Source organism: Pseudomonas sp. ICBG1301, from assembly GCF_016918385.1.
Lineage (GTDB): Bacteria > Pseudomonadota > Gammaproteobacteria > Pseudomonadales > Pseudomonadaceae > Aquipseudomonas > Aquipseudomonas palleroniana.
Genome location: NZ_JAEKGB010000001.1, coordinates 512239 through 528070, shown reverse-complemented (window position 1 = coordinate 528070; position 15832 = coordinate 512239). Strand labels below are relative to the sequence as shown.

15 protein-coding genes are annotated in these 15832 nt (G+C 55.4%); 1 reads left to right on the top strand and 14 read right to left on the bottom strand.

Going from position 1 to position 15832, the window contains the following annotated elements; genetic code table 11:
* Positions 1–23: 23 nt before the first annotated feature.
* The 14 genes from JBE38_RS02390 to JBE38_RS02325 all read right to left on the bottom strand — a co-directional run bounded on the left by JBE38_RS02390 (position 24) and on the right by JBE38_RS02325 (position 14062).
* Positions 24–1316 carry an ATP-grasp domain-containing protein gene (locus tag JBE38_RS02390; RefSeq protein ID WP_205343473.1) on the bottom strand — a complete coding sequence of 431 codons (1293 nt, stop codon included), beginning with the start codon at positions 1314–1316 and terminating at the stop codon, positions 24–26.
* 5 nt (positions 1317–1321) lie between these two features.
* On the bottom strand, positions 1322–2179 hold the full coding sequence (locus tag JBE38_RS02385) for an arylamine N-acetyltransferase family protein (RefSeq protein WP_159438932.1): 858 nt from the start codon (positions 2177–2179) through the stop codon (positions 1322–1324).
* Positions 2169–2891 (bottom strand): SDR family NAD(P)-dependent oxidoreductase, encoded by a 723-nt coding sequence (locus JBE38_RS02380; RefSeq protein WP_090369708.1) that lies wholly within the window; start codon positions 2889–2891, stop codon positions 2169–2171. Before JBE38_RS02380 ends, JBE38_RS02385 begins: the two co-directional genes overlap by 11 nt.
* Entirely contained in the window at positions 2884–3225 is a 342-nt protein-coding gene (locus JBE38_RS02375; RefSeq protein ID WP_205343472.1) for a hypothetical protein, read from the bottom strand. Before JBE38_RS02375 ends, JBE38_RS02380 begins: the two co-directional genes overlap by 8 nt.
* Complete coding sequence (locus JBE38_RS02370) at positions 3215–3766, bottom strand: hypothetical protein (RefSeq protein ID WP_205343471.1); 552 nt, start codon at positions 3764–3766, stop codon at positions 3215–3217. Before JBE38_RS02370 ends, JBE38_RS02375 begins: the two co-directional genes overlap by 11 nt.
* Before the next feature lie 27 nt (positions 3767–3793).
* Positions 3794–4183, bottom strand: coding sequence for a hypothetical protein (locus JBE38_RS02365; protein WP_143038199.1), 390 nt, complete (start codon positions 4181–4183; stop codon positions 3794–3796).
* Positions 4184–4240: 57 nt separating this feature from the next.
* The gene (locus JBE38_RS02360; RefSeq protein ID WP_205343470.1) at positions 4241–4768 is read right to left on the bottom strand and encodes a DUF6622 family protein; all 528 of its coding nucleotides are present in this window, start codon (positions 4766–4768) and stop codon (positions 4241–4243) included.
* Positions 4769–4776: 8 nt separating this feature from the next.
* Positions 4777–5556: a nicotianamine synthase family protein gene (locus tag JBE38_RS02355; RefSeq protein WP_090369699.1), complete on the bottom strand. Its 780-nt coding sequence runs from the start codon at positions 5554–5556 to the stop codon at positions 4777–4779.
* Entirely contained in the window at positions 5557–6798 is a 1242-nt protein-coding gene (locus tag JBE38_RS02350) for an AMP-binding protein (protein WP_107338851.1), read from the bottom strand. It abuts the gene before it with no gap.
* Positions 6799–6812: 14 nt separating this feature from the next.
* A complete protein-coding gene (locus JBE38_RS02345) occupies positions 6813–8075 on the bottom strand; it encodes a beta-ketoacyl-[acyl-carrier-protein] synthase family protein (protein ID WP_090369695.1) in 1263 nt (420 codons plus the stop codon).
* Positions 8072–9214: a hypothetical protein gene (locus JBE38_RS02340; RefSeq protein WP_205343469.1), complete on the bottom strand. Its 1143-nt coding sequence runs from the start codon at positions 9212–9214 to the stop codon at positions 8072–8074. Before JBE38_RS02340 ends, JBE38_RS02345 begins: the two co-directional genes overlap by 4 nt.
* Positions 9207–9569 (bottom strand): phosphopantetheine-binding protein, encoded by a 363-nt coding sequence (locus JBE38_RS02335; protein ID WP_328586474.1) that lies wholly within the window; start codon positions 9567–9569, stop codon positions 9207–9209. The genes JBE38_RS02340 and JBE38_RS02335 overlap by 8 nt, the downstream gene beginning before the upstream one ends.
* Positions 9570–9842: 273 nt before the next feature.
* A complete protein-coding gene (locus tag JBE38_RS02330; RefSeq protein WP_090369688.1) occupies positions 9843–12905 on the bottom strand; it encodes a multidrug efflux RND transporter permease subunit in 3063 nt (1020 codons plus the stop codon).
* On the bottom strand, positions 12902–14062 hold the full coding sequence (locus JBE38_RS02325) for an efflux RND transporter periplasmic adaptor subunit (protein ID WP_205343468.1): 1161 nt from the start codon (positions 14060–14062) through the stop codon (positions 12902–12904). The genes JBE38_RS02330 and JBE38_RS02325 overlap by 4 nt, the downstream gene beginning before the upstream one ends.
* A 549-nt stretch (positions 14063–14611) precedes the next feature.
* Between JBE38_RS02325 and JBE38_RS02320 the strand changes: the two genes are divergently transcribed.
* Positions 14612–15826: a methyl-accepting chemotaxis protein gene (locus JBE38_RS02320; RefSeq protein WP_090369684.1), complete on the top strand. Its 1215-nt coding sequence runs from the start codon at positions 14612–14614 to the stop codon at positions 15824–15826.
* Positions 15827–15832: the final 6 nt, after the last annotated feature.

Here is a 15832-nt window from a genome sequence, read left to right as displayed (position 1 = left end):
GCTGCCTTCCCTGCAGTGCCTTGCTAGAAATAGGCGCGGTACTCATTCCTGAGAAACTGCCACGCGGCCGGCGTTAATGTCGCACCGTTCAAGACGGTCTCGGTCCATCGTTCAAATACCGCCAGGTCGTCCCAAAGAACCGTTTCATCCTGATGGGAAAACGCCGCATTCATTGATGAGGAAAACAAATCGCTGGTGGTCTTGAAGCGCTCGCCCACTTCGACTGAAGCTTGAAGCCCGATGAAACTTTCGAGCGGTGCAAGCGCTTCCTTTGCCCCGTTGAATACGCCCGGCGCCATACTGATGACGTCACTGATAATGCCGCGTCTGATCAGCCTGGCTGAACCGACCTCGCCCCTTGCAAAACTGGTGGCGTATAGTTGGCTCAATAAATGCGGGTCATAACAATGTTCGAACAGCGCCGGCGTAATGGTCCCGTGCAACCGCGCGCCGACTTCGATCATGACCGGCCCAGCCGGACTATCGAGCAACTCCATATGGATCGCGCCCGTATGAATACCCAACGCGCAAGCGGCCTGTTGCGCATAGGCGACCAGCGCACGAAGACGTTCGCAGTCCGGGTCCAGTAAAAAGGTAAATTTCTTCACGAAGGGGCAGCTATCAATTCCCAGCTCATCACACCGAATATAACGACAGACCGATGAAACAACGTACTTGCCTGCCTGCGCCACCATGTCGACAACGTACTCTTTGCCGGTGATGAATGGCTGCAACACAAAGCAGTCATTGTTGGACCATGTCGATGAAAAACCGCCCCAATCCGCGCCCAGAAATGCCTGCTCCAGTTCAATACGGTTGCGGCAAAAAACGACCCCTTCCCCGCCTGCGGAAGATTGCGGTTTGAATACACAGGGATAAGCCTCCCAACACGGTAACAGCGAAAGGGCCGCCGAGAGCCCGTCCAGCACGCAGGTCGGTATTGCGGCCAAACCGGCCTGTGCGAGCGCCCGGTGCATGGCATCTTTATGACGACGGAGTCCGGAATGCGCCGGGTCATTGCCCGCCAGTCCATGTCGCTGGCTCAGGCGCTCGGCAAGCGCAACGCCGTTTTCACTGCCGGCCAGGATAATATCGAACGGCAGTTCCTCCGGCCCCGGCACTTGCTCGGCCGAGATGAAGATGCCGTGATAAAGCTCGGCGTTGAATTCACCTTTCTTTTTCTCGCTCAATGATGGCATCCGGCTGACTTTATCCATCTCAATGACGGCATAACAGTCGACACCTTGTGCCTTCAAATACCCGACCAACAGGTTCGCATTGGAGACGGGGTTGGTTATCAGACAGCGCTTGGTCATTGGTGTTAACCCCTGCCGATCCCGGGCGGTAAGTGGTGAAATCTTTCCGGAGAAAGCGTGATATTGAAGTGTGATTTGAGCAGGCCGATCAATTCGTCAAGCGTGCGCGCGGTATAGCTCGTGCGACGCTTTGCGTGAACACACACCAACGTCCCGTTCTGCAGAAGATCGCCGCCTTCCCAATGAGGCCTGGCGCAAATGAAATTGCCGGCAAACAGTGAAGTGGGTGAATGGGTGTTATAGAAGTGTGTGACACGAAACTCTTCATAGGGGTAGTCCGCATCCCGAACCACCAACAAGCCTTGCCAGGACTCACCGCGCAGGTACTCCACCAACCACTCCCGTGTGACCAGCCGTTTGACACGGTAACGATGACAACCCTGCACTTGCGTCACCTGATCATCACGTTCATCCAGTGAAAGCGGCCTTATTGGCCCCCGCAGGCCAAACCCGACATCACACAGCCAGCGCTGTCCCTCCACATCGACCAACAGTGCCATATGGGTGGACAGCTCCCGGCATACGCCATTCTGAAAGGTCTTGGCCAACGTGCGTCGGACCTGGAACCCAAGGCTGTGTAGAGCTTGAGCAAAAATGCCATTCATCTGCGTGCAGCCGCCGCCCCGCTGTTCGTGGACGATTTTCTGAGCTACATCGTCCAGCAAGAAAGGCACCTGAGCATCCAGGAAGCCATCCGCCATATCGAAGGGAATATGGGCGATGTGCGCCTCATGCAACCGGGCCAGGCAGGCAAAATCCACCCCAGCTGCATTCGGGCCGCCCAATCGCTGAAAGTATCCGGCCAACCATGGCGGGCTTACCGACTGCACAGCTGCGCTGACTTTGAAGGTTTCACCCCACATTTTCGCCATTCCCTACACGCAACACAGTGCCCAGGGTGGACAGTTGCCGAGTGGCCAGCAAACACACGATTTGGGCAACTTCATCCGCTGTCATGACGCGTCTTGCGGGTATCGACTTCAGGATCTCTCTGGCCTGTTCACCGGCGAACGTCTGAAACATGTCCGTGTCCACAAAGCCCGGCGATACACAGTTGACGCGGACATCGAAGCGCGCAAGTTCAACTGACAGGCCCAGGCTCAAGCGCTCTATCGCCGCTTTAGCGCAGCCATAGGCCGTGTTGCCCAACTTGATCTTTTGCGCAGCCACCGAGCCGATATTAATGATATTGCCGTGGCGCGCCTTGGCCATGAGCGGCGCGAACACTTCACAAAAATTCAGGGTGCCGCCAAAGTTGTTGGCCATCACCTGTGCAAACGAGGACGGCTCCTGACTCAGAAACAGCCCGTCACGTGCGATGCCTGCGTTATTGACCAATACCGAGGGCAGAGGATAGTCGATGAGTTGCGCCTGGAAGCGCTCGACCTGGCCCCGATCGCTACCATCAACGCGTGCGGTAATGACGCGTGCGCCGAACTCGCCGGACAGTCGGTCAGCGGCGGCCTCATCGTTGTGATATGTGGCGAAAACGGTGAAGTCCTGCGCGACCAACCTGGCGACGATCGCACGACCTATTCCCCGCGTTCCCCCGGTAACGATAGCGATATCAGTCATACATGACGCTCCCTCGGCAATGTATAGAATGTGAGGTTTTCAGGACAAAACCGATCTCTTTATCCTCTGGAAGATCTAGCCCTGAAAACTGCAACTGCAAACAGGCACCCGGCGTTATCGGCTTGATGAAAACCACACGCTTGACCCGTACCGCATTCTGCGACAGTAACTGTCTACAGCACGCCAGCACGAAGCCGACCGTGAACGCCCCTGGAACAATCGGATAACCCGGAAAATGCTCATCAAAAATCGGCGCAACGGCATCCACTTCAACATGCACCGTAGCGTTCGAGTTGATCAATTCGAGGGCAGTATTGAAAACCTCATAGCGCACGGTTTCGCTCTCCTTGAGCCAAGTAAACGTCCGGGTACTTCTGGGTAAAGACAACTGCACACAGAATGGTGAAGTAAGACATCAGCAGATAAATCGGCCAGTCGTCGACATCAGTCAAACTGGCCAAGGCAAACCCAAAGTTAAGCGTGAATACCGCGTTCCACACCAACGTAATTTTTTTATTGATATGAATGAACGGCGGTGTATTCCAGAATTCCCGAGGTGTTTCCAACCTCGCATACTGCAACGTAAAGGGTTTACCGACGCAGTAGGACACCCACCCTGCAATAGCCAACAAGCCATAAATCAAAGGCTTGGTAAATGACAGACTGAAAAAACTGGGTTGAACATAAGAGACGCCGGCGATCAAAACAAAACCACACGCGACACTCCAGTCAATGACGAACTTATTTTTCAAGCCTTTATAACAAAGCGCCACCAGCACCAACAATGACAGTAAAGCAGCTTCAACATAATTACCGGTGCGCCACTCGAGAAAGTATGGAAACAGCAAGGGTGGAACAAGAAGATTAATCATCACGACGTCATCCCACAACAGTAGAACGCATTAAGTGGCGGCACGCTGCTCATTCATGGCCCGCAGGGCCATGACCGTCACTGAGCACAACAGATCATCATGAGCCGCTGAGACGGCGGATGAATAAATCTGCACAGTTCCGCCCTGCTGCTCCCTGGAAACCTGTCCGAACAAATAACCGATTTGCCGAATGTCGGCCGTACTCAGTTGACGCAAGGATACCGGCAGAAAGCGCTCACTTGCGGCGCCTGCATCCACCGTCGCACGCACGCACCGCACCGCGAATTGATGACAAAGTTCTACAGTGACAAGGGTGGCGTCAAAGCGTGACAGAAACGTCGCCAACAAATCCGGATCAAGCCGAACGCGAAAAAACGGTCCGTGCCTTTCCAACTCAGGACACAGATCAAGGTAATTCATGGCAAGCACCCTCATCGCCTCATCAGGCTCTTTATTATTGAAAACTTAGGGACTCGTTCATTTCTTGTTTGCACAGGCAACGTCAACTTCGCTGTGACGGGAAAATGCATTCAGGATCGACAACATTTTCCACGCCCGGCCGCACAATAATCCTATGGTTAAACCCGAGGCGGCGCCTATCAGCAGTCGCATTGGCAAGGACCCGGCAAATAGGGGGTCTGTCGCCTGTTGATAGCCGATAAAGTATTTAATCGCGAAAAAAAACATCGATAGCACCAGTAACTTGAATGACCCTGGTACCGAGATAGAATGACGAGCCTCACCCTCGGTAATACCGTGATAGTCAAACCACCGCATAGCAATCATCACCCCCACGAACACGCCTGCTATCCAACTGCCCATCGACACCCAGGGTTGAGTGGCATAGTCCATGGCCATCAAGGACCAGGCTACGAATATCGCCGGGCTGAGCAACAGTGAGCGTCGGGTTTCATTACTTTTGAAGCATGCCATTACACCGTAATAAAGCAGCAGAAAAAAAACGGCGTAAACCCACAGCGGTGTTTCGCGCAATATGACTAACATGGTATCCCTCAATCGTTGGATCGAACGCCGTAGATGGCACTGCTGATCGGGCAGCCTGAAGAGTGAGTGAGCAACTCCAACCGGTGTTGGCTGGGTAAACCCACCGGGCGATAAATAAACTGTTTCCAACCCTCGGTATCGCGCAACACAATTCGAAGTTGCGGCTTGCGGCAGGTATCAAGAATGCGCTGCAGGACGTTGGATCGTCCGGAAACCGTCATGGACAGCACAACGACATCGTAGTCACCGTAATCAAAATCCGCGCCGTCAGCCTCGACCAGACTCAAGCGCTCACGGGGTATATCCAGTGCGCTGAATACTGCGTCCAGCCCTTGCCGCGCTCGCACAATCGCCGTGGGGTCAATGTCAATTCCCGTGACGACAAACTCGGTTTTCTGCACATACAGCAAAATACTCAGCGGCATGGCGCCCACACCCACTTGGCACAGTTTTCCATGGTGGGCGTCGAGGCCAGTGAGTTCGCTGCTGACCATGCGTTGATAAATGCGATAGAAAAACCGGCTGAGTGGACTGCCCTCAGTCAATAACGTATTCCATTGATGACTCAGCGCCGACTCAAACAGTTGCTCTATTTCCAGCACTTTGCGCTGGCAGTCTTCCATGCGGTATCGTTCAGCACGTTCTGAGTGTTCGTAAGGGGCGCTACGTTGATAGCTGTTCAGCAAGATCAACAAATCCGAATACGCATGAAAAAGCTCATCCAGCCGCCCCGCTTCTGTTGGGATGGCCAGCAACCTTTCGATACGCCGTCCTGGCTCAGCATCCATTCAGGCAACTCCAACGCGCGGGCGCTCATCACGCAGTGCTGGCAGTTTTTGTCGTGCGTTGAACTTAAACCGCTCGCGTCCCACGATGGATACCTCGGCGACGCCACGCCGCAGTGCTTCGCCCAATTTGGGAATCTGACTCAGCGCCGACTCCACTCGCGCCCGTAAGCCTTCATCCACTTCAATGTCCGGCAGGTCCAGCGCCACTTCCACGCGGTCTCGACCCTGTTCGGCCGGTTTGAGCGTGACCTGGCACCACGTTGCATCCACGTCTGCAACCGCAAGCTGTTGACGGACCTGGTCCAGGCGGATTTTATGTCCTCCCAGACTGAACTCCTCGCCCACCCTGTCGCCAATGGTCAAGTAGAACTCAGGGCTGGCGGGTTCCGAAAAAAGCGCGCCATAGTCGCCGATTCTGTAGCGAATAAGCGGCACGACCGGCGCCCTCAGATCGGTCACCAATAGCTCCCCTTGATCGCTGACTTCGACGAAAAACCAATCGGAGAGCAGCAGATGCTGGCCGGGGCTCATTTGTGGCGTGTTGATCGCGGCGAACCCCAACTCCGTGGCGCCATAAATGCTGTAAAAATGCGCGTCGGGCCATTGCTCACGGACAAATGTGCGCTTGGAGGCGTGAAAGGCTTCGCCGACGAACACCACTTTGCGAACCGGCAGCGACACGCCCGCCCGCAATGCCGCTTGCGCAACCTGCACAATGCCACTGGGAGACCCCACCAGCACATCGACGTGAAAGCGTTCCAGCAGATCGAGCAAGAGCGCGTCGTTGGCCAAGGTATCCGGGCGGCCCACGGGGAGAATGGTCACCCCGATGCTTTCGAGCAAACGGCACATGCCCTCATAACTGTTTCCCAGACCACCTGCTGTCAGCAGATTGGCAACAATGTCATCGGCACTGAATACATGCTTGGCCATCGCGACACGCACTTGATAGGGATAGCTGTGTTCCGTGACGCCCTGCAGAAATTTATTCGCAAGAATGACAGGGCCGCTGGTCGTACCTGAGGTCGACACTACATAACAACCCTGCATTTTTCCCGCACCAAGCAACTGCCGTCCCGAGGCTGACAGCGCACTTTTATCCATGACAGGATAGGCCTCGACAAACCTCTGGTAATCCTCGACTGGCTCAAGCGTGCCGGGGTAATCATCACGCAAGTAACCCATGATCATTTGATTAAACTTATCGACTGGAAAATCTGTCCGGCGTTGGATTGTTTGCATCCTGCAATCCCTTATTAGGCGTCAATTCGGCGAAAGATCATTGAGGCTGCCAGTCCACCCATCCCAAACGAGTTCTTGAGACAGTATTCGATGTGGGCGCTCTGCGTCTGACCTATTATGTTGGCCTTGCACTGCGGGTCCGGGGTCTCAAGGTTGCGCGTCCCAGGAATGAATCCTTCTCTCAAACCAATCAGGGTATTGAGTGTTTCCATGGCCCCCGCCGCGGCGATCATATGCCCGTGCAGTGATTTATTGGCGGTGACCGGCACTCGCTCCGATAACACTGAGCAAATAGCAGCTGACTCGTGCAGATCATTCAACACGGTTGAGGTGCCATGGGCATTGACCAACCCTATTTGACTGGGGTTGAGCCCGGCACTGGCCAGTGCCCGAGTCATTGAAAGTTTCATCTCCCGGGATTCAGGATCGGGCTTCACAATATGGCTGGCATTCATGCTCGCCCCATACCCGACGATTTCCATCAAAGGCACCGCGCCTCTCCTGAGCGCATGGGTGTAACTCTCCAACAAGAACAGCACCGCGCCCTCAGCCGGCACATAACCTGAACGGCGCGTATCAAAGGGGCGCGACAAACCATCAAACGGTAATGAAGCGTCGGTGCAAATCACATCGACCGATTCAAGGCCGATATAGTGCTCGGGCGTTACTTTGGCGCTGGCACCGCCGACGATAGCGGCATCCACTCGCCCGCGAGCTACCTGTTCAAATCCCGTACCAATTGCCTGCAGTGAGGCCGCGCACAGCCCCAGGTGCACCATGCTCGGGCCATGGAATGGAATTTGCGCATGGACCTGGCGCAATACCTGAGTTGAATCCAGGCGGGCAAAATCACTGATGCGATAGTGCTTTTCCATCACCTCGGCCATATTGGTAAATGCCTTGTCAGCGTCACGCTGCAAGTCATAAACAAAATCAACGGTTTGATGGATATCCGGAACGGGTTCATCAACGCCCAGGAAACATCCAATACGCTGCGGCGAGAAATGACTCAGGTCCATACCGGGCCATGCCATTAATCCCTTAACCGCATTATTGATATACAACTCGTCCCAGGAGCGACTGCGTTTTAATGAGGACGTGCGCATGTTGCCAACCTCTGGCACGCCCGCGAAATGGCTTTTGAACGAAGCCGTATCGAACTTCTGTATTTCACGAATGCCGGTTGTCCCGTCACGCAATGCCGCAGTGACCGAATCATAGGTATTGCCCAGGGGCGTACAACAGCCCAAGGCGGTGATGACCACGCGTTCTCTCATGACGCTTCTCCCGATACGGGCCGGTCGATGGGCAGATGTTGCAACTTTTTGACCACGGCGCACGCACAGCCGATGCCGATCCCCATGCCATTGACCAGTAGTGTGCGGCCAACTTCAACGCTCTTGTCGGCCAGCGCACAGGCAAGGTCCACCAGGCCACTGGTACTTCCCGCATAACCTGTATAGGGTTTGTAACGACGAATATCGACGTTCGGGAGGGCCTTGAACACCGCTGCATTCTCGACCTGACGCAGGTTCGGCGCGCCGTTGTCATACATCACAACCACCGGTTTTTCGCCGATTACTGCAGCAGGCAAGCCGCTGAGCAAGGCCTCCCAATCCGCTTGCTGTGAATGGATTTTCCCGTCGAAACGACTATGGACAGACACAATCTGCGCAAGCGCGACATGGCCGGAGCGTTGCAACAGGGCGGCATTTTCCAGCATCAATGCAACCGCGCCATGGGTGACGTTGACTTTATCGGTTTGCGGCCGGTGCGGGTCCGACTCAATCAGACCCATCTTGCGGAACGCTTCAAAGTTATCAGCTTTGATCATATCCCCGACCCCACACAATAAAGCCCCTCCCTGCGCCTCGTCCTCAAGTTTGAATAGCGCATGTTCCAATAAGGAGAGCCCGCCCAGTGACATACTGCGCAATGGATAACCCCCTCCGATAAATCCGAAGAACTTGGCAATGTGGTACAGGTTATTAGTCGGCAACTTTCGAAATAACCGAAGTGGGTGGACGCTGCCGGCAACACGTCCTAACACCGCGTGTAGATCAGCGGCCGTCAGTTCCGGGTGCTTGATACGGTATTCGTAAAGAATTTCGTAAAAGTCCCGGACGGTTTCAGCGGTGGTATAGACATTAATAAGCGCACGCGCCTCTTCGCTAAAGGCAAGCTGTTGTTGCGCCATTGCACATGCGGCATCCGCGACGGTAAGGCTGCGTATTGCTGCGTCGGATAATATCGCCCTGTCTTCACGGGCAATATCTTTAGCCATCTGCGCAGACAAAACCGCAACCCCTTTGGACGCTGCTTCAGCGGTTACAAAAGCGGCCTCTTGCCGAGCGATATCGGCCAGGTCGAGCCCGGCCTGACGTACGGCGATTCCAGTCAAGTAAACACTAGCCATGGGCGAGCGCCTCTAGACGCCGGGAACAGAACTCCGGCGTCCAGAAACGACCGATCTTATTCGGCTCAACCACATCGCTATCCGCAACTTGCAGGATGTCGCGAGTCATCTCCCGCCCGCGGGTGGTCCACTGACTGTCCACGCACAATGCTGGATCCGCCATCATTTTATGGAACGGCCACAAGTACTCGGGCTCCACATCGGCGTTGATCTGCGACTTGACTTCAAAACAGAAGTCGATGAAATCAATCGACGTAAATCCGATTTGATCAAATGACTGGTCACTGGGAATTGACTCTGGCCCCTCCAGAAAAAGAATGTCTGCTGCGATCTCTTTTATTTTGACCAAGTACATATCAATCACACCCCTTCATCCATGTTTGTCTAAAACTTGAGCGGCAGAAAAGTCAGTCGACTTTGTTGTTCTTATGATTGGATCCAATCCAGACTAATCAAATAGATATAAGCCTGTCAAAATCTTTTACAAAGAATTTTTTCAGCCCGATGAACGGTAACTACTAATTAAAAAACGATAAAATACGCAGCACCTGAATAGGGCTGAGTCATACAAAATCTACGACTTACTTAAAATTATCTTCTTCCAACAAGCTGGGATCAGTGTGCTTTATTACCGAGTCATTACAGGGATCCCATCCACCTCGACCTTTCGCACCTCGCTCTTGGCCAATAACGTATAGACGCACGGCAGGACAAATAACGTGAATAGCGTGCCAATCGACATCCCGGTGGCAATCACCATACCGATGTCATAACGACTTACCGCTCCCGCACCGGTCGCAAGTATCAACGGCACCATGCCAAACACCATCGCCGCCGTGGTCATCAATACTGGCCGCAAGCGAATGGAGGCCGCCTGTTCTACGGCTTCACGGGCCGACAAGCCTTTGTCTTTACGCAACTGGTTGGCGAATTCGACGATCAGAATTCCGTGTTTGCTGATCAAACCGATCAACGTCACCAGCCCCACTTGGGTATAGATGTTCAGGCTCGACCATCCAAGGAACAAGGGAATCAGCGCTCCGCAAATCGACATCGGCACCGTCACCAGTATCACCAACGGATCACGGAAGCTCTCGAACTGCGCCGCCAACACTAGGAAAATAATGGCCAACGCCAAACCAAAGGTCACCCACAGTGCGCTACCTTCGTGGACGAACTGCCGTGATTCGGCGCTGTAGTCAAATGCATAACCTGGCGGCGCTTCTTCGACGGCAATCTGCTTCACCGTCTCGATGGCTTCTGCCATTCCCACCAATGGAAAACCCGAGATCAATGCCGAGTTGAGCTGCTGGAACTGGTTCAACTGCCGTGGTCGCGCCCGATCGGTGATGCGGATCAACGTCGAAAGCGGCAACAATTCACCATTGGTGTTTCTGACGTAGTAACTGTTCAACCACTCGGGGTTGTCGCGGTAGGCCCTCTCGACCTGGGCTATCACTTTGTAGCTACGCCCTTCAAGGGTGAACCGATTGATTTCCGCCTCGCCCAGCAATGTCGCCAGCGTACTGCCAAGATCCTGCATCGACACACCCATCTGCGCCGCCTTGGCACGATCGATGTCTATCACCACTTCCGGTTTATCGAACGCCAGGTCGATATCGACAAAAGCGAACTTGCCCGTCTCCATGGCGCGCGTCTTCACCCGATCGGCCACTTTCAGCAACGACTCATAATCGCTGGCGGTGTTGATGACGAAACCAAACGGCAAGCCTTCGCCAGTACCTGGAAGCGAAGGCAGGTTAAAGCCAAAAATTTGTAGACCAGGGATCTGCGCCAGTCGACCTTGCAGTTCGGGCAGGATCTGCATTTGGGTGCGGTTGCGCTCATTCCATGGTTTGAGCAGGAAGCCGCCAATCCCGGACTGCACGCCGTTATAGCCGTTGATCTGGAAAGACGAGTAGTACTCCGGGAAGGCTTTGAAGATATCGATGAATTCGTCGGTGTAAGTATTCAAGTAATTCAGGTTGGTCGGTTGAGGCGCACTGGACATCATGAAAATGATGCCTTGGTCTTCAGCCGGCGCCAGCTCCGACTTGGTGAATTTGAGGAACACTGGAATCAGACACAACACAATCACGGCAAACACCAGTACCACTGGCCGTGTATTAAGAGTGCCATGCAGCAGCCGTTGATAACGCCGTTTGAGGCTTTCGAAAATACGGTCCAGTCGGTGGGCGAGCCCCGAACTGCTGGCCTCGGAACGAAGCAACAGAGCGCACATCATCGGCGAAAGTGTCAACGCGACAATGCCGGAAATCACCACCGCACCGGCCAGAGTCAAGGCGAATTCCTTGAACAGTGCACCGGTCAAACCGTCCAGGAACCCAATTGGCGCATAGACCGCCGCCAAAGTGACGGTCATGGAAATCACCGGCAGGGCAATTTCCCGCGCGCCCTCCAGCGCCGCGTCCATCGGTCCCTTGCCGTCCTCGATATGCCGGTGAATGTTTTCGACCACGACGATCGCATCGTCTACCACCAGGCCGATCGCCAGGACCATCGCCAATAGAGTCAGCAGGTTGATCGAGTACCCCATCATCTGCATGAAGAACATTACGCCAATCATCGACAGCGGAATGGTGACCACCGGGATCACTACCGAACGTAGCGCCCCCAGAAACAGGAACACCACCACAATCACAATCAGCACAGCTTCAAACAGCGTCTTCACCACTTCATTGATCGACGCCTGGATAAATTGTGTGGCGTCATAGGCTATATCTACCTTGAGGCTGGGCGGCAGTTGAGTCTCCAGCTCAGGCATGAGCTTGCGTACTTCCTTGATCACGTCCAGCGGGTTGGCGCTCGGTGTCGCCTTGATGGCGATGTAAACCGAAGGTGTGCCGCCAAAGGAGCTGATGGCGTTGTAGTTTTCCGCCCCCATTTCCACCCGCGCCACATCCCCCAATAACACTCGGCTATCGCCATCGGTTTTCAGGGTGATGGCAGCAAAGGCTTCAGCGGTTTTCAGATCGGTACTGGCGTTAATACTGGTAACCACATATTCGCCTTTTACCTCACCGGCAGCCGAAAGGTAGTTGTATCGGCGTACCGCTGCGGTGACATCGTTGGCACTCAAGCCGAACCCCGCAAGCTTCACCGGGTCGAGCCACAGGCGCATGGCAAATACCTGACTGCCGAGGATTTCGGCTTCAGCCATACCAGGCAGCGTGGCGAGCTTGGGCTGGATGACCCGAGACAGGTAGTCGGTGATTTGCGAATTATTCAGTTGCCGGCTGGAAAAGCTGATGTACATGAGCGCCGAGGCGTCAGCGGCCTCCTTGCTCAGCACCGGGTCTTCGGCGTCCTGTGGCAGCTTGTTCTTGACCTCGTTAGCCTTGGCCAACAGTTCGGTAAACAGACGATCGCTGTTAGACCCGATGCGGGCGTAGATCGAAATCACCGAAAAATTCTGGCGGCTGACCGACGTCATATAGTCAATGCCCTCGGCACTGGCCAGGCTTTGCTGCAACGGTTGGGTGATATAGCCCTGAATGGTTTCGGCATTCGCACCTGGGTATGCGGTCGTGACTGTGATCAGTGCGTTTTCCATCTTCGGGAATTGCCGCAGCGCCAGCTTGCTGTAAGCCTGAAACCCCAGCAGCACGATCAACAGACTGACCACCACGGCCAACACCGGGCGGCGAATGAAAACATCGGTGAACTTCATAGCGCACCTGCAGCGAGGGCTGGTTGGTCAGGCACTGCCGGCTGAGTCTTGTCAGGGCTGATGGCGACAGGGGTACCGGTGTCCAGCTTGAGCTGGCCGGCGCTGACCACCTGATCACCGTTTTTCAATCCGCGCGTTATCAGCACCAGACCGCCTCGCCGCTCGCCAGTTTCTACAAAACGCCGTTCGGCAATCAGGACGGGCTGGTTGTTGGCGTCTTTTTCCACGCTGCCGTCATCGGCTTTTTTCTGCGTGATGGCATACACCGAGTTGCCGTAAAGGGTGAACGTAATCGCGCTTTCCGGGAGCACAATCTCAACCTTCGGATCAGGCAGCAACACCCGCAGGCTGGCGAACATGCCGGGGAGCAGTTTGTTGTCAGGGTTGGCCAGGGTGGCGCGCACCAACATATTGCGCGTGGTGCTCTCAACCTTGGGGTTGATGGCACTAATGGTGCCGGGAAAGGCTTGTTGCGGGTAGGCCGACACCTCGACCTGCACGCCTTGCCCGATGGCCACTTTAGGCACCGATTGTTCGGGAAGATAAAAGTCGACGTAGAGGCTGCTCAGGTCCTGCAAAGTGGCAATCACAGTGCCGCTGGCCAGGTAATCGCCGACATCGACCTGACGAATACCGATGACACCGCCAAACGGCGCAAGAACGTGCTTCTTCGCCAGGGACGCCTTGAGTTGATTGACAGTGGCCAGGTTTTTTTGCAATTGGGCCGAGAGTCGATCGAACTCACCTTTGGAGATGGCCCGATCACCAACCAATTGGCTGCCGCGTCCAAAATCCAGCTTTGCCAGGCCAAGATCGGCCTGGGCGGTTTCGAGCAGCGCCTGCTCTACCGCGCTATCGAGCTGGACCAGAGGTTGTCCGACCTTCACCGTTTGCCCTGATTCGAACTGCACGTCCTTGACGGTGCCGGCAATCTCCAGGCTCAGGTTTACGCCGCGCAATGCCTTGAGCGAGCCCACCGCCGGCAATCGCTCCTGCCATGTCTGCTCCTGCGCCGTCACCACGGCCACACTGACTGGAGGGCGGGGTGTGGAAAAACCCTGTACTTGCTGATAGATCGAATAAGCCTTGTAGCTTGCCAGCATCAATACAACGCACAGAGAAACACCCAACATGATCATCATGCGACGGCGCAGCATATTCCGATTCCTTGGAAAATTTGAACACCCGAAGTCAAAGCAACTGGCACGTTACTTCAAGTATCAAAATGTTTCCAACAGCTAAAACCGACAGGTCGGGACGTTGGATCACTAGACCCGCAACCTAGAGCCTCGCGCAAGATATCGAAATTTTCCATACAGCGGATTCTGTCGTCATTACGCCGTGTAAAAGTGGTTTTTCGGGTGCGCGCGTCTCTTTTTGGCAGGATCTACAGGTTTCGCAGTAAAGTCCCGAACCTCTAAAACCGGCGCACTCATGAAATCATCGGGGTACTGGCCTGAACGTGCAGGCGCTGAAAGGCAGCACAAAAGTCAAGGCAAAAACTGCATAGCCCCATTTGCGTTCGACTTGAGTTGCACACCTCGCAGCGCTACGGCAAGAAATAGGCCATAGCCCTTTTCCCGGCGCCCACTCACGCCTCAGTCACAAACCAGACGGAAGGTACATACTAGGTCTAAAGTTAAGGCGCCAGGGACAGATAGACTTTATGTCGTTCATATCTGCAACAATGTTCAAGGACCGAACTCATGACTCAGCGTCAATCCGGCCGTACTTTGCCCCCCGTTCCCTTGCCTTTTCGCTGGTTTGCGTTAATCCCGGTCATCCCTGCCATCGCATGGACACTCCTGCAATCAGCCTCTCTGGCCAACATGGTGGCCTGTGCCGTACTGCTGCTGATCGGTCTTGGTGCGTGCGCCTGGAGCACCCGTTCGCAGCGTGACCTGGTGCTGCGAGCGATTGCGCAGGCCAAGGCAGACCCGGCAGATGCAGACGCGACACACCACGGCATGGCCGTGCGCGCCCAACTCGACGAGGTGTTGCTGGGCGCCATGCCGATCTGGGCCAAGCAAGTGGAAAGCTCGCGCCTGCAGACCGAAGACGCCATCGTCAGCCTCGCCAACCGTTTCACCGGTATTTCCACGCGCCTGCAGGACACCGTGCAGGCCTCGCAGCAAGCCGCCGGGGAACTCGATGGGCAAGCTGCCGACGGCGCGCTCAAGGTGCTGGCGCGCAGCGACAGCGAACTGAGCCAGGTCATCGACTCGCTCAAGGCCGCTCAATCGAGCCGCGACCAGACCCTCTCCCAGGTGCGCAGCCTTACCGCCTATACCGGCGAACTGCGCACCATGGCCGCCGACGTGGCGGCGATTGCGGCACAAACCAACCTTCTGGCCCTCAATGCCGCGATCGAGGCGGCGCGTGCCGGTGAAGCCGGGCGCGGGTTTGCCGTGGTTGCGGATGCGGTGCGCAGCCTGTCGAGTAAATCCAGCGAGACCGGCCAGCAGATGTCGGCCAAAGTCGACATCATCAACAACGCCATCACCCAACTGGTGCAGGTGGCCTCCACCAGCGCCGACCAGGACAGCCACTCCGTCGCCGCGTCCGAGCAGAGCATCCAGCAGGTGCTCGAACGCTTCCAGAGCATCACCGGGCGCCTGGCCGATTCCGCCGACCTGCTCAAGCAGGAAAGCTACGGCATCCGTGACGAAATGACCGAGGTGCTGGTCAACCTGCAATTCCAGGACCGGGTCAGCCAGATCCTCAGCCATGTACGCGACAACATGCACGCCCTGCATGAGCACCTGCTCCAGGCCAACCAGACGCCCGACCAACTGGCAGCCGTCGATGCCCGCCAGTGGCTGGCGCGCATGGAGGCCACCTATGCCACCGACGAGCAGCGGCGTAACCACCATGGCGATACCGCGGCGCAGCAGAGTTCACAAGACATCACTTTTTTCTAGGAGCAC